The sequence below is a fragment of the Streptomyces rapamycinicus NRRL 5491 genome, from assembly GCF_024298965.1.
GTDB classification, from domain to species: Bacteria; Actinomycetota; Actinomycetes; order Streptomycetales; family Streptomycetaceae; genus Streptomyces; species Streptomyces rapamycinicus.
The window spans coordinates 11,472,847-11,493,788 of the sequence record NZ_CP085193.1; the positions used below are offsets into that span (position 1 = coordinate 11,472,847).

At 71.8% G+C, this 20,942-nt stretch carries 16 protein-coding genes; 11 read left to right on the forward strand and 5 right to left on the reverse strand.

Annotated elements, in window-relative coordinates; all coding sequences use genetic code 11:
* Positions 1–44: 44 nt before the first annotated feature.
* Positions 45–1,610: an MDR family MFS transporter gene (locus tag LIV37_RS47155; protein ID WP_020874162.1), complete on the reverse strand. Its 1,566-nt coding sequence runs from the start codon at positions 1,608–1,610 to the stop codon at positions 45–47.
* Positions 1,611–1,778: 168 nt separating this feature from the next.
* On the opposite strand from LIV37_RS47155, the gene LIV37_RS47160 reads away from it, so the two are divergent.
* The 3 genes from LIV37_RS47160 to LIV37_RS47170 all read left to right on the forward strand — a co-directional run bounded on the left by LIV37_RS47160 (position 1,779) and on the right by LIV37_RS47170 (position 5,004).
* On the forward strand, positions 1,779–2,348 hold the full coding sequence (locus LIV37_RS47160; RefSeq protein WP_121826722.1) for a TetR/AcrR family transcriptional regulator: 570 nt from the start codon (positions 1,779–1,781) through the stop codon (positions 2,346–2,348).
* 221 nt (positions 2,349–2,569) lie between these two features.
* On the forward strand, positions 2,570–4,132 hold the full coding sequence (locus LIV37_RS47165) for a phospholipid carrier-dependent glycosyltransferase (protein WP_243146569.1): 1,563 nt from the start codon (positions 2,570–2,572) through the stop codon (positions 4,130–4,132).
* Positions 4,133–4,482: 350 nt separating this feature from the next.
* Positions 4,483–5,004 carry a CAP domain-containing protein gene (locus LIV37_RS47170; protein WP_020874165.1) on the forward strand — a complete coding sequence of 174 codons (522 nt, stop codon included), beginning with the start codon at positions 4,483–4,485 and terminating at the stop codon, positions 5,002–5,004.
* 40 nt (positions 5,005–5,044) lie between these two features.
* Here LIV37_RS47170 and LIV37_RS47175 read toward each other — a convergent pair whose 3' ends face one another.
* Positions 5,045–5,710 (reverse strand): TetR/AcrR family transcriptional regulator, encoded by a 666-nt coding sequence (locus LIV37_RS47175; RefSeq protein ID WP_121826544.1) that lies wholly within the window; start codon positions 5,708–5,710, stop codon positions 5,045–5,047.
* Positions 5,711–5,800: 90 nt separating this feature from the next.
* Between LIV37_RS47175 and LIV37_RS47180 the strand changes: the two genes are divergently transcribed.
* Positions 5,801–6,760: an NAD(P)-dependent alcohol dehydrogenase gene (locus tag LIV37_RS47180; protein ID WP_121826543.1), complete on the forward strand. Its 960-nt coding sequence runs from the start codon at positions 5,801–5,803 to the stop codon at positions 6,758–6,760.
* A 136-nt stretch (positions 6,761–6,896) separates the two neighbouring features.
* Positions 6,897–9,161: a HelD family protein gene (locus LIV37_RS47185; RefSeq protein ID WP_020874168.1), complete on the forward strand. Its 2,265-nt coding sequence runs from the start codon at positions 6,897–6,899 to the stop codon at positions 9,159–9,161.
* 100 nt (positions 9,162–9,261) lie between these two features.
* On the opposite strand, the gene LIV37_RS47190 is transcribed toward LIV37_RS47185, so the two are convergent.
* Entirely contained in the window at positions 9,262–10,779 is a 1,518-nt protein-coding gene (locus LIV37_RS47190; RefSeq protein ID WP_020874169.1) for a glycoside hydrolase family 28 protein, read from the reverse strand.
* A gap of 223 nt (positions 10,780–11,002) precedes the next feature.
* On the opposite strand from LIV37_RS47190, the gene LIV37_RS47195 reads away from it, so the two are divergent.
* The 4 genes from LIV37_RS47195 (at position 11,003) to LIV37_RS47210 (ending at position 17,824) form a co-directional block, all read left to right on the forward strand.
* Complete coding sequence (locus LIV37_RS47195) at positions 11,003–11,437, forward strand: SRPBCC family protein (protein WP_020874170.1); 435 nt, start codon at positions 11,003–11,005, stop codon at positions 11,435–11,437.
* A 187-nt stretch (positions 11,438–11,624) separates the two neighbouring features.
* Positions 11,625–13,574 carry a glycoside hydrolase family 84 protein gene (locus tag LIV37_RS47200; RefSeq protein ID WP_020874171.1) on the forward strand — a complete coding sequence of 650 codons (1,950 nt, stop codon included), beginning with the start codon at positions 11,625–11,627 and terminating at the stop codon, positions 13,572–13,574.
* A 115-nt stretch (positions 13,575–13,689) separates the two neighbouring features.
* The gene (locus LIV37_RS47205; protein ID WP_020874172.1) at positions 13,690–15,009 is read left to right on the forward strand and encodes an NAD(P)/FAD-dependent oxidoreductase; all 1,320 of its coding nucleotides are present in this window, start codon (positions 13,690–13,692) and stop codon (positions 15,007–15,009) included.
* Between the two features lie 130 nt (positions 15,010–15,139).
* Positions 15,140–17,824: an SMI1/KNR4 family protein gene (locus LIV37_RS47210; RefSeq protein ID WP_020874173.1), complete on the forward strand. Its 2,685-nt coding sequence runs from the start codon at positions 15,140–15,142 to the stop codon at positions 17,822–17,824.
* 74 nt (positions 17,825–17,898) lie between these two features.
* Here LIV37_RS47210 and LIV37_RS47215 read toward each other — a convergent pair whose 3' ends face one another.
* Positions 17,899–18,492, reverse strand: coding sequence for a TetR/AcrR family transcriptional regulator (locus tag LIV37_RS47215; protein WP_020874174.1), 594 nt, complete (start codon positions 18,490–18,492; stop codon positions 17,899–17,901).
* A 131-nt stretch (positions 18,493–18,623) separates the two neighbouring features.
* On the opposite strand from LIV37_RS47215, the gene LIV37_RS47220 reads away from it, so the two are divergent.
* Entirely contained in the window at positions 18,624–19,814 is a 1,191-nt protein-coding gene (locus tag LIV37_RS47220) for a cytochrome P450 (RefSeq protein WP_020874175.1), read from the forward strand.
* Between the two features lie 5 nt (positions 19,815–19,819).
* Positions 19,820–20,035 (forward strand): ferredoxin, encoded by a 216-nt coding sequence (locus LIV37_RS47225; protein WP_020874176.1) that lies wholly within the window; start codon positions 19,820–19,822, stop codon positions 20,033–20,035.
* 22 nt (positions 20,036–20,057) lie between these two features.
* Here LIV37_RS47225 and LIV37_RS47230 read toward each other — a convergent pair whose 3' ends face one another.
* Positions 20,058–20,921: an SAM-dependent methyltransferase gene (locus LIV37_RS47230; protein ID WP_121826541.1), complete on the reverse strand. Its 864-nt coding sequence runs from the start codon at positions 20,919–20,921 to the stop codon at positions 20,058–20,060.
* Positions 20,922–20,942 lie beyond the last annotated feature (21 nt).

Below are 20,942 nucleotides of genomic sequence, written 5' to 3' on the forward strand. Positions count from 1 at the left end.
GCGCGCCTCGGCGAGTTCCACGGGGCGGCGGAGCGTCCGCGGCGCTACGGGGCGGCCGGGGTGGCGGCCTCCTCGGCCTTCCGCGGCTGGGCCGCCGGGCCCGGCCTGCCCCGCAGCGGGACCTCCTGCACGCACAGGGCGGCGATGAAGGCCACGGTGCATACGACGGCCGCGGTCAGGAAGATCCGCTGGGTGCCGGTGGCCACCGCGTGGAGATAGCCGTCCCGGACGGACTCCGGCAGCCGGGCCAGCGCCGCCGGATCGGGCTGGGCCTCGCCCGTCTCCGCCCCGGCGGGCGCGTGGCCCCGTACGGCGCCGGTGAAGAGCGAACCGAAGACCGCCACGCCCAGGGAGCCGCCGATGGTGCGGAAGAGGGTGACCGACGCGGAGGCGGCTCCCATGTCGCGCATCTCCACGCTGTTCTGCGCGATCGTGGTGACCATCTGCATCTGGCAGCCCATGCCCGTGCCCACCAGGGCCATGAAGCACCCGGTGGCCGTGCGGGAGGTCGTGGTGTCCATGGTGGCCAGCAGGAACAGTCCGACGGCCATGCAGACGGTGCCCACGATGGGGAAGATCTTGTACCGGCCGGTGGCGGACATGACCTTGCCGCCGACCTGGGACATGATCACCACGGGGATCATCAGGGGGAGCAGCAGCAGACCGGAGCGGGAGGCGGAGACGCCCTGGACGGTCTGCTGGTACAGCGGCAGATACAGCGAGCAGCCGAACATCACCACCCCGCCCACCAGGATCAGCGAGGACGCCAGGGAGAAGTTGCGGTGCCCGGTGAAGATGCGCAGCGGCATGAGGGGTTCGGGCGCGCGCCGCTGCCGGGCCACGAAGGCGGCCACGCCCACCGCGGCCAGGGTGAACAGACCCACGATCTGCCATGAGCCCCACGCGTAGGTGGAGCCGGCCCAGGTGGCGGCCAGGGTGAGGGCGCATACGGTCGTCGTCATCACGGTGATGCCCGGCCAGTCGATACGGGCCTTGGCGCGGGTGGCGGGCAGCCGCAGCATCAGCTGACACCACACCAGGGTGAGGACGCCGAGCGGCAGATTGATGAAGAAGGCCCAGCGCCAGCCGAGATGGCCGGTGACGAAGCCGCCGAGCAGCGGGCCGCCGATGGTGCCGATGGCCATGATGGAGGCGGTCATGCCCTGGTAGCGGCCGCGCTCCCGGGGCGGTGCCAGCGAGGCGATCAGGGCGAAGGCACCGGCGCCGATCCCGCCCGCGCCCAGGCCCTGCAGCGCTCGGAAGACGATCAGCTGGGTCATCGTATGGGCCGCGCCGGACAGCGCCGAGCCGAGCACGAAGACGACGACGGCGATCAGATACATGTGCTTGCGGCCGTACAGATCGCCGAACTTGCCCCAGACGGGGGTGGAGGCGGCCGTGGCCAGGGTGTAGGCGGTCACCACCCAGGAGATGTGCTCCAGGCCGCCGAGATCGCCGACGATCGTCGGCATCGCGGTGCCGACGATCGTGGAGTCGAGCATCGACAGCAGCATCGCGAGCAGCACACCGAGCAGGGCCAGACGGACGCTTTTCGGGGTGGTCTCCGGCGGGGCGGGACTGCCGGACGGCGGTGCGTCGGATACGGACATGGCGGATCACTTCCTTGTCAACGCGCTCGGCGCGGGGTTTCCGAAAGACGGGAGCCGAAAGGGCGGGGCCCCACCCCGAACAGAAGAGCACACCGACTAAAAAAGTGCAACGACTCAACTTTTCAATTCGGTCCACCTGTAGGTAGGGTGGTCCTCGTGAGCGAGACGATGGGGCGCCGTGAGCGCAAGAAGGCCGCCACCCGCCAGTCGCTGGCGGACGCGGCCCTGAGGCTGTTCCTCGACCATGGCTTCGACCAGGTGAGCGTGCGGGACATCGCGGAGGCCGCCGACGTCTCCACCACCACGGTCTTCAAGCACTTCCCCAGCAAGGAGGCCCTGCTCTTCGACCTCGACTCCGACCGGGAAGCCGCCCTCATAGCCGTCGTGCGCGACCGGCCCGAGGGGACGTCCATCCCCCGCGCCCTGCGCGAGCACACGCTGCGGACGCACTCCGAGGGTGCGGGGGACCCCGAGATGGCGCGGTTCGTCGAGCTGACGGAGAGCACCCCGGCGCTGCGGGAGTACGGCCGCCGCATGTGGATGCGCCACGAGACCGCTCTCGCCGCCGCCATCGCCGAGGCCACCGGCGCCCCCGAGGACGACCCCGGGTGTGCGGCGCTCGCCCACTTCGCGCTGGAGACCGTCAGCTTCGCCCGGGGCCGGGCCGACTCCCGGCAGGCCATCGAGGCCGCCTTCGCCCTCCTCGAACACGGCTGGCCCGCGGCCGGTCAGCGATAGCCCGCCGCAACGTCCGGACCGGTTTGCGGACTTGGCGCAAGTTTCGGGCGGCTGCCGGATGCGGGGGCACGAGGGCGTTAGCGTCTGTCGCTATGCGGTGGGCCGGTGTGATCGACAGCGTGACCAGGACCGTCGGCGGGCCGAAGGGCCGGTGGCCGGCGGCGCCGGCGCGGCATCGGCGGTGGCTGGTGGTGGCCGCCGTCGTGGCGCTCCTCGTCCAGATGGCCGTCGCGATGGTCACCACGGCAGTGGAGCAGACGCCGACCATCGACGAGCCCGTGTACGTCGGCGCGGCGGTGGACTCGCTGCACCATCACCGGGTGCGCTACAACCCCGAGCACCCACCGCTGGGCAAGCTCATCGTCGCGACGGGGGTGGCGTTCGCCCGGCCGCACCTCGACGCCGGGTTCGCCGGCGACCAGACGGCGCTCGGGCGGCATGTGCTGTACGAGGCGGGCAACGACCCCTGGCGGCTGATGCTGTGCGCACGGCTGCCGATGATCGCGCTGACGCTGCTGTTCGGGCTGGTGGTGTTCGCGTTCGCCCGCGAACTGACCGGCCCCGTCGGCGGGGCGGTGGCCCTCGCCCTCTACACCTTCTCGCCGGACATCATCGCGCACGGCTCGCTCGCCACGCTCGACGTACCGGCGGCCGGGTTCCTGCTGACATCGGTCTGGCTGCTGTGGCGGGCGCGGCGGCGGCCACGATGGCACCTGCCACTCGCGGGGGTTGCGCTCGGAGCGGCCCTCGCCACGAAGATGAGCATGCTGGCCGCGGTCCCGGTACTGCTGCTCCTGGCTGTGTTCTCCGTCTGGTGCGCCCGCCGTACGCGCCACCGCGCACCGCGCGACCACGCGCGGTCGCTCGGCATCGGAGTGGCGGCGGCGGTGGCCATGGCGCTGATCGCGGTGGCCGTGGTGTGGGCCACCTACCTCGTGGTCGACCCCCGGCTGCGCTGGACGCCCACCGGGCCGGTGCCCGCCGTTCACGGACTGCGCGGGCTCGCCGTCCACTGGCTGCCGCTCCCGGAGGCGTACCGCGACGGGATGCGCATCCAGTTCGGCTTCGAGCAGGACACCTGGCGCGGTTTTCTGCTCGGCCGCCGCTACGTCGGGTCGCTTTGGTACTACCTGCCCGTCGCGCTGCTGGTGAAGACGCCCCTGGGCATGCTCGCGCTCTGGTCGGCCGGGGCGGTCACGATGGCGGCGGTGCCCCGGCTGCGGCCCGCCGCGCCGTATGTGCTCGTCCCCGCGGCCGTACTGCTGCTCGCCGCGATGGACGGGGCCCGCAACCTCGGGGTGCGGTACGCAATCTTCCTGCCGATGTTCCTGGCGGTGGCGGCGGCCGGGCTGATGGCCGTGCGGCGGCGATGGGCGTACGGGGCCACGCTGGCGCTGGTCCTGTTCGTCGCGGTCAGCTCGCTGCGGACGTATCCGTACTACCTGCCGTACTCCAACGAGGCGTTCGGCGGCCCGTCCCGAACCCATCTGCGGCTGCACGACTCGAACGTGGACTGGGGGCAGGATCTGGGGCGGTTGGCGGACCGCCTCCGGGAGCGCTACCGGGGCGAGCGGATCTGGCTCGTCTACAAGGGCAGCGGTGTGCCGTCCGCATACGGCATCCACGCCTCGGACCCACGCCGGGCCGCCCCGGAGCAGGTGCGCGGGCTGCTGGTGGTCTCGGACTCCTCGATCGCCCAGGCCACCGGACGGCTGGCGGCGCTGATCGACGGCGGCCGGCCGATCGACGAGGTCGGCCACTCGATCACCATCTACCGCTGCTGACCGCCCTCCGCCATGTCATGACATCTCTCACATCGAGCGCCGGAGTAAAGGGGTCGTAGCGGTGCATATCGACTAGGCGGCATAGTGGCTTTTGTCTGCCCTGTCGGACATGGAGGATTCTGCGTCGCTCCGGCCCCCGGCACTTCGGGCCCGCCGCCCACTCGCCTGGTTGCCGGGATTTCTGAGGGCGTGTCGGGTCACCGTGGCCACCCCCGGTACCCGTTCAGCATGACTCGCCCCTGAGCGCAAGTTCCGTCCGCGCTACGAACCCGTGTCGTACGAACACGTGTGTTGCCCGTGTGGCGGACGGCTCCAAGAATGACGGGCCTCAACCGAGTGTGAGGTCCCGAATGAGCAAGCATCGCAGCAGCACGACGCACCGCCGCAAGATAGCCATCGCCACGCTCGCCGTGGCCGCCGTGGGCGTTCCCTCGGCCGCGATGGCGTCGCAGTCCGCCGCACCCGCCGGCTCCCCCTCCGCCACCTCCGCGGCCGCCACCGACCAGCAGGAAGTGGTGGACCTCGTCAACAGCGAGCGCAGCAAGGCCGGTTGTGAGCCGCTGACCGTGAACGAGAAGCTGACCAAGGCCGCCCAGGACCACAGCGAGGACATGGCGGCCCACGACAACATGTCGCACACCGGCTCCGACGGCTCCTCCCCGGGCGACCGGATCGAGCGCGCGGGCTACTCCTGGAGCAGCTACGGCGAGAACGTGGCCTACGGCTATGACTCGCCCAAGAGCGTCATGGCGGGCTGGATGAACAGCTCCGGCCACAAGGCCAACATCCTGAACTGTGACTTCAAGGAGATCGGCGTCGGCCTGGCGCAGCCCGGCAACTACTGGACGCAGGACTTCGGCACCGCCCGATAGCTCATCCTCCGGATGTCCGGGGCAACCGGCCTGGGATCCGTCAGAAGGACCCCAGCCCCAGCGGGGCGGGTGGCGGGAGGGGGCGGGCCGGTTCGGCCCGCCCCGCCTCGAAGGACCGCAGGAGGTGGGCGATCAGCCGCCGGGACGCGGCCGGTGCCGTCGCCGCGTCGCCGATGACACCTCTGTTGGCCAGGAAGACGAGGCTCAGGTCGGACACGTCGAAGTCCTCGCGCAGCCGCCCCGCGGCCTTGGCGCGCCGGACCACCTCGGCGAAGCCCTCTTCGATGCGCAGCCGCTCCCGCTCGAAGCCGGCCGCGTCGGGGAGCGACGACAGCAAGGCGTCGTTGAACTCCCGGTCCCGCGTCTGCGACGCGCACACCGTCTCGATGGTCCGGCGGAAGGCCCGCCACGCGTCGTCGTCGGCCAGGGCGTCGTCGACGATCGTCGCGCAGGCGGCGAACTCGTCCGAGAACACCTCCGAGACCAGCGCCTCCCGGGTGGGGAAGCGCCGGTAGAGCGTGGCCACCCCGACCCCGGCATGACGGGCGATGGTGGCCATCGGCACATCGAGCCCACGCGAGACGAACAGCGTCCGGGCCGCATCGAGGACGCGCCGGCGGTTGGACGCCGCGTCGGACCGCAACCCCGGACTTCCGGTGTCCCGGACACCGGTCGCGGGCGCTATATGAGAGACGTGAGCAGGCATGTTTCTCACCTTACGCCGAGCGGGCGGTTTCCCTATTTGCGCGCATTAGCGTGGCGGCGACCCCGATGTGCGAAAGGGACGATGAGGGCGATGAGCGAAATGCGCGCGGCGCGGTACGACCGGTACGGACCCCCCGAGGTGCTGTACGAGGGCACTCTGCCGAAGCCGGTGGCCGGTCCGGGCGAGGTGCTGGTGCGGGTACACGCCACGAGTGTGAACGGCGGCGAGCTCTCGGGCCGGGCGGGCAAGCTGAAGCTGGTGACCGGGAGGAGGTTCCCGAAGGGCACCGGCGTGGACATCGCCGGGGAGATCGCCGAGGTGGGCTCCTCCGTGCGCCGGCTCGCGGTGGGCGACCGGGTGTGGGGTGCGATGCCGCACCTGAGGTTCGGGGCGGCCGCCGAGTATGTGGCCGTCCGGCCCCGTCAGCTCTCCTACGCCCCCGAGAGCCTCGATCTGGTCCGGGCCGCGGCCCTGCCCGGAGTGGGCACCACGGCCATCACGGCGCTGCGCGACAAGATCGGCCTGATGAGCGGTGAGCGGCTGCTGGTGCGTGGCGCGGCCGGCGGTGTGGGCAGTGTCGCCGTCCAGCTCGGACACGCGCTCGGCGCCCATGTCACCGCGCTCGCCGGGGCGAAGGCGCTCGACCTCGTCCGGGAGCTCGGCGCCGATGAGGCGCATGACTACCGGACCACCGGCCCGGCCGACCTCGGGCCGTTCGACGCGGTGCTGGACACGGTGGGCACCGAGCTCGGCGTCTACCGCGGGCTGCTGGCGCCCGGCGGGCGCATGGTGGGCATCGCCTTCGACACCGACCGCCCGCTGTCCTCGCTGGGCTCCGTGCTCCTCTCCACCGTGCACGGCGCCCGGCGGGTGCGGTTCTTCACGGGAAATCCCCTGCACCAGCTCTTCGCCGACCTGGCCGGGTATGTGGAGAACGGGGCGATCCGGCCGGTCGTCGACACCGTCCATCCGCTCTCCGGCATCGCGGAGGCCCATCGCGCCATGGAAGCCGGTGGTGTCCGCGGCAAGCACGTCATCCAGGTGAAATAAGGCCATAAAACAGAGAAACGCCCCGGCTGCCTTGACGGCCGGGGCGTTTCTCGGCGTATATTGGGGATTTCCTTTGCCGTTGCATTTATGGCATGGGGAAACCTGATGAAGTCATCGTATCCCGGCGGGAGTCGAATTGTCAAACGAGGAATGGGACCGTGAGCAAGAGTTCCTTGATCTGCTCAACGGGCGCCTCGCCGAGCTCAGGGCACGAGCCGAGGAGTCGGTGACCGAGGCCCTGTCCTTGGAGGGCACCACCTTCCAGGCGCGGCTGGAGCGCGATGTGCTGGTGGCCGAGCGGTCCGGGCTGCTCGCCGCGTTCGAGGCGGGGGAGCGGGGGCTGTGCTTCGGCCGGCTGCTGTTCCGCGACGACAGCGACTACCACATCGGCCGCATCGGCATCCGGCGCGATGACGCGGACCGCACCCCGCTGGTCATCGACTGGCGGGCCGATGTGGCCCGTCCGTTCTACCTCGCCACCGGGCACACCCCCATGGGGCTGCGCCGCAGGCGCCACATCACCACCGAGGGACCCAAGGTCACCGGGCTGCACGACGAGATCCTGGACCTCTCGGACACCATACGGACCGGGCATGAGGGATCCGACGCGGACGCCGTGCTGCTCGCCGCGCTCGACGCCGCCCGCACCGGCCGGATGCATGACATCGTGCAGACCATCCAGGCCGAACAGGACCAGATCATCCGCGCCCCGCACCACGGCGTTCACGTCGTGGAGGGCGGCCCCGGCACCGGCAAGACCGTCGTCGCGCTGCACCGCGCCGCGTATCTGCTCTACGCGCACCGGGAGTCACTGGCCCGCCGTGCGGTGCTGATCGTCGGGCCCAACCCGGCGTTCCTCGGCTACATCGGCGAGGTGCTGCCCTCGCTCGGCGAGACCGGTGTGCTCCTGGCCACGCTCGGCGAGCTCTTCCCCGGTGTGACGGCCACCGGCACCGACACCCCCGAGGCAGCCGAGGTCAAGGGCCGTGCGGCGATGGCGGATGCGCTGGCGCGCTTCGTACGGGACCGGCAGACGCTGCCCGACCCCGCGATCGTCATCGAGCACGACGACGGCGATCTGGTGCTGGACAAGGACATCGCGTCCGAGGCGGGCCACAAGGCACGGGAGACCGGGCTACCGCACAACCTCGCCCGTCCGCACTTCGCCTTCCGTGTCATCGACGCCCTCACCGACCAGCTCGTGGACCGGATCGGCGCGGACCCCTTCGGCGGGCCCAACCTCCTCGGCGCGGACGACGTCGCCCAGCTCGGCAAGGCGATCGCGGTCAACCCCGAGGTGCACGCGGCCATCGCGGAGCTGTGGCCGGTCCTCACCCCGCGGCAGCTCGTGGCCGACTTCCTCGGCGACCCCGTCCACCTCGCCGGCGCCGACGCCGCCGCGATCCGCCGCACCGACGGCGAATGGACCCCCGCCGACGTCCCGCTGCTGGACGAGGCGGCCGAACTGCTCGGCCACGACGACGCGGCGGCCCGCGCCGCCGCGGAGGCCGAGCGCCAGGAGCGCATCGAGTACGCACAGGGTGTGCTCGACCTCTCCTACGGCTCCCGCACCCTGGAGTTCGAGGACCGCGAGGACGAGGAGTCGGAGGTGCTGGCCGCCCACGACCTCATCGACGCCGAACGGCTGGCCGACCGCGCCGAGGAGCGCGACCACCGCAGCGCCGCCGAACGCGCCGCCGCCGACCGCACCTGGGCCTTCGGCCACATCATCGTGGACGAGGCCCAGGAGCTGTCCGCGATGGCGTGGCGGCTGCTGATGCGGCGCAGCCCGACCCGCTCGATGACCCTGGTCGGCGACCCCGCGCAGACCGCGGAGCCGGGCGGCTGCGGCTCCTGGTCCTCGATCCTGGAGCCGTACGTCGGCGACCGCTGGGAGCACAGCCGGCTCGGCGTCAACTACCGCACCCCGGCCGAGATCATGGACGTCGCGGCGCGGGTGGCCCGTACCGTCGACCCCGCCTTCCAGCCGCCGCGCTCGGTCCGCGCCACCGGGGTACGGCCCTGGGCGGAGCACACCGGCGATCTGCCGGGCGCGGTGGCCGACGCCGTGGCGCGGGAGACCCGCACCGAGGGCCGTCTCGCGGTGATCGCCCCGAGGGACCGCCATGACGCGCTGTCGGCCGCCCTCCCGCAGGCGTCCACCGGCCGGTCACCGGACCTGACCAGCGCGGTGGTGCTGCTCGACCCCCGGCAGGCCAAGGGTCTTGAGTTCGACACCGTGATCGTGGCCGAGCCCGTGGAGTTCGGCACCAGCGACCTCTATGTGGCGCTCACCCGGGCCACCCAGCGGCTGGGCGTGGTGCACACCGGGCCGCTCCCGGCGGGCCTGCGCGACCTGGCCGACGTGGCCGGGGACTCCGCCCGGGCGTCCTCGGTGTAGGCGCCGGTGCTCCCCGCCGTGTACGGCGTTCCCGGTCGGTGAGGTCGTGCGGCCCACCGGCGGGACCGCACCACGGCGGGGTGTGGTCAGCCGTCGTGGGTCACGAGGCGCAGTTCTCGCTGGATCCGCTGGTGCTCACCCGCAGCGCCCCGCCGGAGGTGTTGGCGCTGTCGGCGAGGCAGTAGCCGGACACGTTCTGGACGATGACGTCAGCCGGGCTGTCGCCGCCGCGCTGTGCGGTGAAGTGGTTGAACCGCAGCGCGCTCCCGGAGTTGGCGATGACCGCCGGACGGCCGTCGTCCTTGGCGAACCGCACCGAGCTGTCGTTGAAGGTGATGTGATCCGCGTTGTGCAGATACCAGCCGAAGGCGGGACGGGTGCCGATGCTCTTCGGGTTGTAGTCGTCGGCGTCATTGCCGGGAACACCGGTGGACATGGTGCCGTTGCCGCCGGGGACGGTGAGATTCACATGGTCGAAGGTCACACCGCTGATGTGATTGCCACCGGACTCGCCCCACAGCGTCGGGCTGAAGGACGGGCTGTTCCCGGTCCCGGTGATGTTGTCGTAGGTGATGTCGCTGATGTGACCGACTCCCGGATTTCCACCACACCGTTTTCTCGTCCCGATCTTCTGCATGATGGGGGAGTGCACATTGGTCATGGTGATGTCGCGGTAGTGCACATCGGAGATGTTGGCGCCGTCCATCGAAACCATGCCGAGCCCGGACTTGTCCGCACCGGTGATGGTGATGCCCTGGAAGTCGTAGTCGGAGAAGTCACCACAGGTCTCGGAGCCGAACATCAGGGCGTTGCAGCACTTCGCGGAGAGATGTGAATCGGTCACCCGCACATGGCCGTTGGACAGCTTGGCGCCCAGGGCGTAGTCGCTCTTGAAGGCGAGCGCGTCGTCGTTGGCGGCGATGTCGGCATGGGTGATGGTCACATTGGTGGTGCTGATGATGTTCCAGCCGTCACGGTCGCTCGCCGTGTCGATGGTGAGGTGGTCCGAGGTCACGTTCGCGCAGCCGTTGATGAGGGCCGCGAAGTGGCCACCGCGCCGCAGGGTGATCCCGTCGAGGGTCAGCCCGTCGCAGCGGGTCAATGAAATGATCTTGTCCGCCTCGCCGGAGTCGGGGGTGCCGGTGATGAGGTTGCCCGCGCCGTCGATGGTTCCCGAACCGGTGAACCCGATGTTGGTGAGCTTGTCGCCGTAGAACATCGCGTTGTGGAAGTGGCTGTGGCCGTAGTCCTGGTAGTCGTCGTTCGGATTGGACTCGGGCTTGTCATAGGTGTCCGCGCTCGACCCGAGGATCGTGGCCCCGGAGTCCAGCTGGAGGGTCACCTCGCTCTTGAGGTGGACGGTGTTCTTGGACTTGTACTGTCCGGACGGGAAGCGGACGATTCCGCCCCCGGCGCCGTTGGCCGCCGTGATGGCCTTCTCGATGGCGGCGGAGTCATTGGACGAACCGTCGGCCTTCGCGCCGTAGTCCATCACGCTGAACACCGGTGCCGCGGAGGTGGCCGTGTCCTGTGCGGGGACGGCGGCGGCCTGGGGCACTTGCGATAACCCGAAGACGGCGGCGAGGGCGAGCGCCGCGCCTGCGGCGAGTCTCTTCATCTCTCGTTCTCCTTCTCCTGTGGAGCCGTGGAGATCCGATGTGTTGGTAGGTCTGAACCTGATTGAGCTGCGGAAATCCCATTGATGGGGCGACTTCTGTCCGTGCCGGGCCAGAAAGGTAGGATCTCTCTCTTTCTGTGGAAGGTAACAGGCGGATCCGAGCTGTCAATGGCCTCAGCCGCCACGACCGCCTCCCCGGCCGTCGTTCGCCTACGATCCCGCTGTGGCCCCCTTCCGTATCGAGCGGTGCTCCCCGCTGTCCGTCGAGGAGACCTGGCGACGGCTCACCGACTGGCCGCGCCACGGCGCTCATGTGCCGCTGAGCGGCGTCACCGTCCGCCCGGCGGGGCCGACCCGGGTGGGCACCGTGGTCGTGGTGCGCACGGGCGTCGGCCGTGCCGGATTCGACGACCCCATGGAGGTCGTGCGCTGGGACCCGCCCACCGGGGACGCTCCCGGCGGCTGCAGGCTGGAGAAGCGCGGTTCGGTGGTACTCGGATGGGCCGAGATCGAGGTGCGTCCCCGGGACGGCGGATCCGAGGTGGTGTGGCGCGAGGAGGCCCGGATCCGGGGCCTGCCCCGCCTGTTCGACCCGCCGACGGTCTGGTCCGGCCGCCTGCTCTTCGGCCGGGTGGTCGACGCGTTGCTCAAGGGGTGACGGCGCCTCGGTTTCGCCGGTGGCCCCGCCGCCGCGCCGATCATCCGTACCCATCGCTGGGTAGGGATACGCCGGGCCCGCCGCGGGCTCGCTCCGCACACCGCACGCTACCTCCGCATCACCGCACCGCCCCCGAAGGCACCGCCCCCGAAGGCCCCGCCCTCGAACGCCACGGAGGAGATGTCCCATGCGCAGTCGCTTCAGAACCCTGGCACCCGTCACGGTGTTGTTCACCCTCCTCGCCCTGCTGCTGCCCACCGGCGCGGTCACCACCGCGGCCGCCGCCGCCCCCGGGCCGCTGCCGGTCGTCACCCCGCGCCCGCAGGAGATGTCCCGCATCGGAGCGGACGTCCACGTCCCCTCCCGCGTCCGCCTCGTCATATCGGACGGTGTGGACCGTCCGACCCGCGATCTCGTCGCCGCCGTGCTGCGCCGAGCGGGGGCCTCGCGGATCCAGGACGGCCCCGGGCCGAAGCTGACCGTGGCCGTCGGCCGGATCGCCGATCCCCGGGTCGCGCGGGCACTCCGGGCCGCCGGGGGCCGGGTGCCCGGCCCGCTGCCCGCCGAGGGCTACGCACTCGCCGCCGGACACGGCTCGGTGGCGCTCGCGGGCGCCGACTCGGACGGGACGTACTACGCGGCGCAGACGCTGCGTCAGCTCGTGTCCGGACACCGCACGATCGCGTCCGTCTCGGTCACCGACCATCCGCTGATGCCGCTGCGCGGGGTGATCGAGGGGTTCTACGGCAGCCCCTGGACCCACGCCGAGCGCATGGACCAGCTGGCGTTCTACGGGGACGTCAAGATGAACACCTACATCTACGCGCCCAAGGACGACCCGTACCACCGCGAGAAGTGGCGCGAGCCGTATCCGGCCGCCAAACTCGCCGAGCTGGGCGAGCTCGTCCGGCAGGCCACCGACCACCATGTGCGGTTCACGTTCGCCGTCTCCCCGGGCAACTCCATCTGCTACAGCGACCCCACCGACCTCGCCGCCCTGGAGGCCAAGCTGGACGCGGTCCACGACCTCGGGGTGCGCAGCTTCTCCATGCCGCTGGACGACATCAGCTACACCCGCTGGAACTGCGAATCCGACCGCGCCGCCTACGGAGACCCCTCGTCGGAGACCGCCGCCAAGGCCCAGTCCGACCTGCTCAACACGGTGCAGAAGACCTTCCTGGACGAGCGGGCGGACACCAGGCCGCTCCAGATGGTGCCCACCGAGTACGGGGACGTCACCGACACCCCGTACAAGCGCGTCCTGCGCGAGCGGCTGGACTCGCGGGTCGAGGTGATGTGGACCGGAACCGATGTGGTGCCGCCGCGGATCACCGTGGCCGACGCGGAGCGGGCCGCCACCGTATGGGGGCGCAAGGTCTTCGTCTGGGACAACTACCCGGTCAACGACTACGGCCAGGCCGAGGGACGGCTGCTGCTCGCGCCCTACGACGCCCGTGAGCCCGGACTGCACCGGCAGCTCTCCGGCCTGGTCCTCAACCCGATGAACCAGGCCGCCGCCAGCAAGGTCGCCCTCTTCGGCGGAGCGGACTTCGCCTGGAACGACACCGGCTACGACGCCACCCGCGCCTGGGAGGCGGCCGCCCGCCACCTCGCCGGGGACGGCCTCGGCGCGCACCCGGGCCGTACGGCCGCGACCGTTCGCTCGCTGCTGGCCTTCTTCGACACCCAGCACCTCGCACCCACCTTCGGCGCCGAACCCTGGCAGCCGCAGGCCCCCGAACTCGCCGCCCGGCTCGACCGGTTCCACGCCGCCTGGGACGCGGGGCGCGAACGAGCGGCCCTGCGGGAGCTGGGCCCGTACGCCCGGCTGCTCGCCGCCGCCCCCGAGCGCATCAGGGCCGGTGCCGCGGACCGGGGATTCGTGGCGGACTGCGCGCCCTGGCTGGACGCGCTGTCGCTGTGGGGGCGCGCCTTCGAGCGCACCCTGGACGCGCTGGGCGCCCGTCTCGACGGCCATGACGCCCAGGCCACGCGGTGGTTCGCCGAGGCGGCGGCCGACGCGCGGCGGGCCGGGGAGATCCGTACCATCCCGGGCGAGACCCGGCCCGAGGGCCCGGTGCGCATCGCCGACGGAGTCCTCGACACCTTCATCACGGAGGCCGCCGAAGGCGCCTGAGCCGTCGGAGCGGTTGTATTTACCACCCTTGGGGGTGGTGACGCTCGGATGGTTCTGCACTACGCTCCGTAGTATGGGGGTACCGGGGGAAGGTACGGAGCGAGGGACCGCGGTAGTGATCGGCGGAGGTCTCGCCGGGCTGCTGGCCGCATGGGCGCTGCGGGGATATGCCGAGCGCATTGTCATAGTCGAGCGCGACCGCTATCCCGAGGGGCCGGCGTTCCGCTCGGGCGTTCCGCAGGCGCGCCACGCGCATCTGCTGCTCGAGGCCGGGCATCGGGCGCTGGAGGAGCTGATGCCCGGCGCGCGCGAGGAGTTGCTGGCCGCCGGCGCGGTGCGGGTGCCGATGTCGGGCGTGCGCTGGCTCAGCGCGGCCGGGTGGCTCGCGAAGTACGAGAGCGAGGTCGCGTTCCTCTCCTGCACCAGACCGCTGCTCGACCATACGGTGCTGCGCCGGGTGCGCGCCGAGCCCTCGGTGCGCTGGCTGGAGAACACCGACGTCGTCGGACTCCTCGGCACCCCGGGCGAGCTGACGGGCGTCCAGGTCCGGACGCGGGGCGACGCCCGCGCCCCGGTCCGCGAGCTGCGCGCGGAGATGGTGGTCGACGCCTCCGGGCGCACCTCCTCGGTCCCGTCCTGGCTGGCCGGGCTGGGCTGCCCGCCCACCCCCGAGGAGCATGTCGACGCGGGGGTGTCGTACGCCAGCCGGATGTACCACCGCCCGGCCGGGGCGGATCCGGGCTTCGACGCGCTCTATCTGCAGACCAAGGCGCCCGACGCGCCAAGGCTCGGCGTGGTGCTGCCCGTGGAGGACGGCCGGTGGATCACCAGCGTCGGCAGTATGCGGGGAGCGCAGGCCGAGCCGGGTGCGGCCGGTTTCGACCGGCAGCTGCGTCTGCTGCGGGACCCCAGCCTGCACGAGCTGCTGGCCGCGGCCGAGCCCGCCGGTGCGGTCCGCGGCTTCTGGCCCGGCCCCGGTGTGCGGCGGCACTACGAGCGCCGCGCGCCGCGGGGTCTCGTCGTCATCGGCGACGCCGTGTGCACCTTCAACCCGGTCTACGGCCAGGGCATCACCGTGTCCGCGCTCGGCGCCCGCGCCCTGCGGGCCGCCGCCGAGCGCCACGGCGGCATCGGCCACCGTACGGCGCACACCGCCCGTAAGGGCATCGCGGCCGCCACGGACACCGCGTGGCTGCTGTCCTCCAGCGAGGACGTGCGCTTCCCCACCACCACCGGCGGCCCCGCCGGATTGGGGGTGCGCGCCCAGCACCGCTATCTGGACCGGGTCATCCGGCGTGCCACCGTCGACCCGGGGGTCTGCAAGGCCCTGCACGAGGTGATGTCGATGGTCGCCGCGCCCACCGCGCTGATGCGCCCCGCCGTCCTCGGGGCCGTGCTGCGCGGGGGAGGGAGCGGCCGACCCGCATCCCCCTAGTGATCGTCGCGGATCACGGACGGTGCCGGGCGGCCGCCCTAGCATCGGCGGCATCCGGGTGTTGTGAGACCACCCGCACCCATGCCCCGACGGCATGTCAATGGACCGGACGCCCTACCAGGAGCACAGCGTGCGAGCGACTTTTGCGGATTTCACCATCGATCCGCCTCGATTCGGCAATGGCACGGCCCGGTACATACGGTGCCATCCCGACCGGGACCGTCTCGCGATCGGCGCGGGTGGACGTGTCGAGCTCGACTTCGCGCTGGACGGCGGGGAACTGCCGGAGCAGCTGACGCTGACCCTGGTCGCGCGGGTCTCACCGCTGGGGGAGTCCCTGGGATCGGCGCCCATCGACATCACCGTCAACGGGCATGCGGTGATCTCGCGGTTCACCGTGCCCGGTGGCGCCCGCCCCCGGGAGGTGGCCTTCGCGGTCCCCGGTGAGGCGCTGGTGGCGGGCCCGAACACGCTGTGCGTCCGGGGCTGCGCCGAGGCGCGCGGGCTGCTCTGGCTGTACCGGATCGGCGTCGAGCCGTCCCGCATCTGCGCCCCGATGCACCTCATGACTGAGGAGCGCCCCGCCGAGGCGGCGGTCTGCGCCTACCGCACCGAGTGGCGCGCCCCGGGCTCCGCCGAATGGCGGCCCGCCCCACGGCTGCTGGTCCACCTCGACCGGGGCGAGGGCTCGCTGCCGGTCCGGCTCGCCTGGCGCGGGCAGGACGGCGCGGAGGCGTCGATCGGCTTCCAGCCGGCGATGACGGAGTTCTACGGACACCGCCGGGCCGCCGACGGCACGCTCACCGAGTACCGGGGGGTGCTGGAGGGCCGCTCACCGCTGCGGGACAGTGCGCTGGAGGAGGTGATGCACCGCTTCCGTACGGTGGAGGGCTGTGGGTCCGGGGGTCCGGGGCACCGTCAGGAGCTGCGCCTGCTGATCGAGGACGGAGGGCCGCCCGTCGAGCGGGTCATCTGGGGCGATCCGTCGGGCCACTCGGGCACGGTGGCGCTGCTCGCCGCCGAGCCCGGTCCGGAGGCCGAGGTGACCGACCTGGTCACCAAGGTCCGGGCGCACAGCGAGTTCGCCGAGGTGGGCGAGGTCGCGGAGAACCTGCTGCACGACTCGTGGCACAAGTGGCTGGGCCATGGCGGCCGCGCCTGGCTGGAGTTCACCCTGCGGCGGCCGGTGGCCGTCGGCCACTACGTGCTGACCTCGGCCAACGACGTCCCGGGCCGCGACCCGAAGGACTGGACCCTCAAGGGCTCGAACGACGGGGAGCACTGGGTGGACCTGGATTCCCGGGTCGAGGAGAGCTTCGCGCACCGCCATCAGCCCCGGGGATTCACCTTCGCCGCCGCCATGGCCTACCGCCACTACCGCCTGGAGATCACCCGGAACGCGGGGGCGGACCAGATCCAGCTCTCCCAGGTCCGCCTCTTCACCTCCGCCCCGCAGCCGAAGGGTTTCATCGGCCACTACCAGCGGGCGGGCGAGGCGCCCACCGGATACCGCGGCACGTCGGTGTCGGCCGACCCGGAGCCGGGGTCCATGACGGCGCCGCCGCGGACCGTCGAGCAGTGGCGGTCCTATCTGGCCGAGTACAGCGCGACCATCCTGCGGGTGGCCGACGAGGAGGAGCTGAGCGAGGTCGACGACGGGCAACGGGCCGCCGGATGGCTCGGATTCGAGGGCGCGGACGAGGAGAGCGTCCTCGCCCTGGAGGAGCGGCTCGGCACCCGGCTCCCGCCGAGCTACCGCGCCTTCCTGGGCGCTTCCGACGGCTGGCTGAACATCAGCCCGTTCATGTGGCGGATGCGCCCGGCCAAGACCGTCGGCTGGCTGCGCGAGGCCGACCCCGAGACCTGGAGCGTCATCCGGGGCGGCGAGGGCGAGGACTGGGACGACACCGCGTTCATGGACCGGGCGCTGCTGGTCTCCGAGGAGGGGGACGCCCAGCACTGGCTGCTGGACCCCGCCGATGTGTCCGAGGACGGGGAGTGGGCCGCGTACATCTGGGCGAGCTGGTATCCGGCCCTGGGGGACCGGCACGCCTCGTTCGCCGAGCTGGTGGCCGAGGAGCGCACCGGTTTCGAGGGCCAGGCGGCCCATGAAGTGCGCGTGGGGCGTCCCGGGACCGCCGAGGATCTGGTGGCCGAGGGCAGGGCGCAGGCCCTGCGGGGCGAGGTGCGCAAGGCGATGGCCACCTTCGAACAGGCCGCGGTCAAGGGCTCGGGCGCCGGAGCGTATCTGGGCATCCTCCTGGGGGCGTTCCTCGACATCAGCGCCGCCCACCACTGGATACGCACCGGCATCCTCGGGGACCCGCGCGTCCTCGAGGCGATCGGCATGGAGCAGTTACGGGCCGAGGCCGCCCCGCTCTATCTGCGCTGCGCGGCCGAGGAGTGGACCGGCGCCCCCGGGGGCTATCTCTCGGCCCTCGGTGACATCCTGCCGCGGCTCCCCGACGGCGTGGACGGTGTCGTGGGCGCGGGCGGTGTGGCCGCGAGCGGCGCCGCCACCGAGGGCGACGACACCGCCGCCTGGATGGCCAGGGCCGCCGCCTTCGTCCCGCCCGCCCTGCCCGAGTCCCGCACCTTCCAGCAGGCCCTGGACCTGGCCAGGGCGCTGGCCGACCGGGGCGCCACCGATCAGTCCTGGGCCGTGATCGAGGCCGCCCTGCCGCACTGGCACTGCGACTCCCCGCACCGCATCGCCCCGGTCGTGCTGCTCACCGACCCGGCCTTCCGCGAGGTGGTCACCCCGGCCCGGGCCCGTCGCGTCGTCACCACGCCCCGCGGGGAGTTCCGCGAGTAGCGCCTGACCTCTTGCGGCCCGGCCCTCTTGCGGCCCGGCCCTCTTGCGGCCCGGCCCTCCTCCGGCATGGCCGCCTACCGCCTGCCGTCCGCCGCCGGAAGGCCGTCCAGGAGGGTGCCGAGCGCGGACGTGACCAGCGCGCACACCTCGTCCGGGTCCGCGTTCGCCAGCGGCTCCTTGCCCACCAGCACCCGCATCATCCCTATGCCGAGCAGCCAGGACAGGGCCAGATCCGCCCGCAGTCCGTGGTTGTCGGCGCTGGACAGGGAGGCCAGCACCCGCGCGTAGTCGTCGCTGATGGCGCGCACCGCCGTACCGATCTCGTCGCCGCTGCCCACCGAGCGCAGCAGTGTGGCCAGCGCACGGCTGCCCGGCTCCCTGCCGCCGTGGCCCAGCAGCCCGCGCAGGGCGGCCTCCAGCAGCTCATGGGGTGGGGTGGTGCGCAGTTGCTCCTCCCCATTGTGCGCGATCACCTCGCCGAACAGCGCTCTCTTCGAGCCGAAATAGCGGAACAGCAGCGCCTGGTTGACCCCCGCGCGATCGGCGATGTCCCGGACCGTCGCCCGTTCATAGCCCCGCTCGGCGAACAGCGCCGCAGCGGCCTCCAGCAGCCGCCGGCGTGTGTTCCGCGCGTCCCGGCGCTGCCCCTCGGACACGGTCGTCCCCATCACGACACCCCTCTCGTCTGCCTCCGGCGATTCCCTCCGGCCCGTCAGATCAACGGCGCAAAGGGGCCGTTGACCGTACCAGCCGCCGCCTCCTAGCTTTGTAAGCACGTGCTTACGCAAGGGAGGTCACGGTGACCACAGCGGAGACCACGCCCATCGCCTATCCCTTCAACTCCGCCGAGGGGCTCGCGCTCAGCGAGGCGTACGACCAGGCCAGGAACCACACCGGATTACTCCGGGTGCGCATGCCCTACGGTGAGCCCGCCTGGCTGGCCACGCGGTACGCCGACGCCCGGCTGGTGCTCGGGGACCGGCGCTTCAGCCGGGCCGCGGCGCTCGACCACGACGTGCCACGGCAGTCCGAGGGGCGGCGCGACAGCGGCATCCTGAGCATGGACCCGCCCGACCACACCCGGCTGCGCACCCTCGTCGCCAAGGCGTTCACCGTCCACCGGGTGGAGAAACTCCGCCCGTGGGTCCGGCAGTTGACCCAGAACCTGCTCGACGAGCTCGAGGCCGCGGGACCACCCGCCGATCTCGTGGACAGCTACGCGCTGCCCATTCCGGTCGGGGTCATCTGCGCCATGCTCGGCGTCCCGGAGGAGGACCGGCCCAAGTTCCGCACCTGGAGCGACGCCGCGCTGTCCACCAGCTCCCTGAGCGCCGAGGAGTTCGACCGCAACCGCGATGAGCTGCGCGCCTATATGGCCGGGCTGATCGAGGACCATCGCATCCGCCCGCGGGACGACATCATGACGTCGCTGATCGAGGCGAGGGACGCGGGCGACCGGCTGTCCGAGCTCGAACTCGTCGATCTGTGCGTGGGCATCCTGGTGGCCGGGCACGAGACCACGGCCACCCAGATCCCCAACTTCGTGCTGACGCTCCTGGACCACCCGGACGAACTGCGCCGGCTGCGCGAGGAGCCCGCACTGCTGCACGGCGCCGTCGAGGAACTGCTGCGCTTCGTCCCGCTGGGCATGGCCGCGTCCTTCCCCCGCTACGCCACCGAGGACGTCGAGGTGGGCGGCACCCTGGTGCGCGCCGGGGAGCCCGTGCTCGTCGCCGTCGGCTCGGCCAACCGCGACGCGCTGCGCTTCGACGAGCCGGGCACCCTGAACGTGGCCCGCCCCGCCACCCAGCACCTGGGCTTCGGCCATGGTGTGCACCACTGCCTGGGCGCGTCCCTGGCCCGGCTGGAGCTCCAGGAGGCGCTCGGCGCGCTGCTCGCCCGCTTCCCGGAGCTGCGGCTGACCGGGGATGTGGAGTGGAAGGGCCAGATGCTGGTCCGCGGGCCCCGTGTCATGCCCATCGGGTGGTGAGCCGGATGACCTGGAAGGCGGAGGTCGACGGCGGCCGGTGCATGGCGTCCGGGATGTGCGCCGGTATCGCCCCCGACCTGTTCGCCCTCGACGAGGACCACGCCAGGCCTCGACGCGAGGAGGTCCCGGAGGAGGAGCGGGTGCTGGACGCGGCGGACTCCTGTCCCGCGCTGGCGATCACCATCCGCGACGGCACCACGACCGTCGGACCGCGTCCCTGAACCCCGTCCGGGAGGCCCCGCGTCAGGACTTGTGCGCGACGCCCGCCCAGAAGGACACCTCCGCGTCGGTCACATCGCCGGTCTCCACATGGGAGTCCCTTTCGGCCAGGTCGGCCCGCCAGCGGTGCGGCACCTCCAGGCCCGGTTCGACCAGCTCCAGACCGGTGAAGAAGCGCTCCACCTCGTCCCTGGTGCGGATTTTCCCCTGGATGCCGCCGCTGTGGTAGACCTGCACGGTCTTCTGGGTGGCCTCGGGGTCGAAGTCCGGGGTGATGTGGCTCAGTACCAGGAAGGAGCCGGGGGCGAGCGCGTCGACCAGCCGCTGGACCAGGTCGTACGGGCCCCACTCGTCGGGGACGAAGTGCAGGAGCGAGACCAGGCTCAGCGCGACCGGCTGGGACAGGTCCAGCACCTCGGTGAGGTCGGGCGAGGCGAGGATGGCCTCGGGCTCGGTGATGTCCCCGTGCACATAGGCGGTACGGCCCTCGGGGCGGCTCTTGAGCAGGGCCTGGGCGTGGGCGAGGACGATGGGGTCGTTGTCCACGTAGACGACGCGGGACTCCGGGGCGATCCCCTGGGCGACCTCGTGCAGATTCGGCCGGGTGGGAATGCCGGTGCCGATGTCGAGGAACTGGCGGATGCCCCGCTCGTCGGCGAGGAACCGGATCGCGCGGTGCATCCAGGCCCGGTTGGTCCGCGCGGCGATCATGACACCCGGCCACAGGGTGAGCACCTTGGCCGCGGCCTCACGGTCGGCGACGTAGTTGTCCTTGCCGCCCAGGAAGTAGTCGTACATCCGGGCGCTGTGCGGTCGCCCCTGGTTGAGGGGGGTGTTGGGGGGCTCCGGCCCGCTTCCGGTCTGGGATGCTACCCCTTGCGCGGTCACGTGGTGTTCTCCTCCGTATCC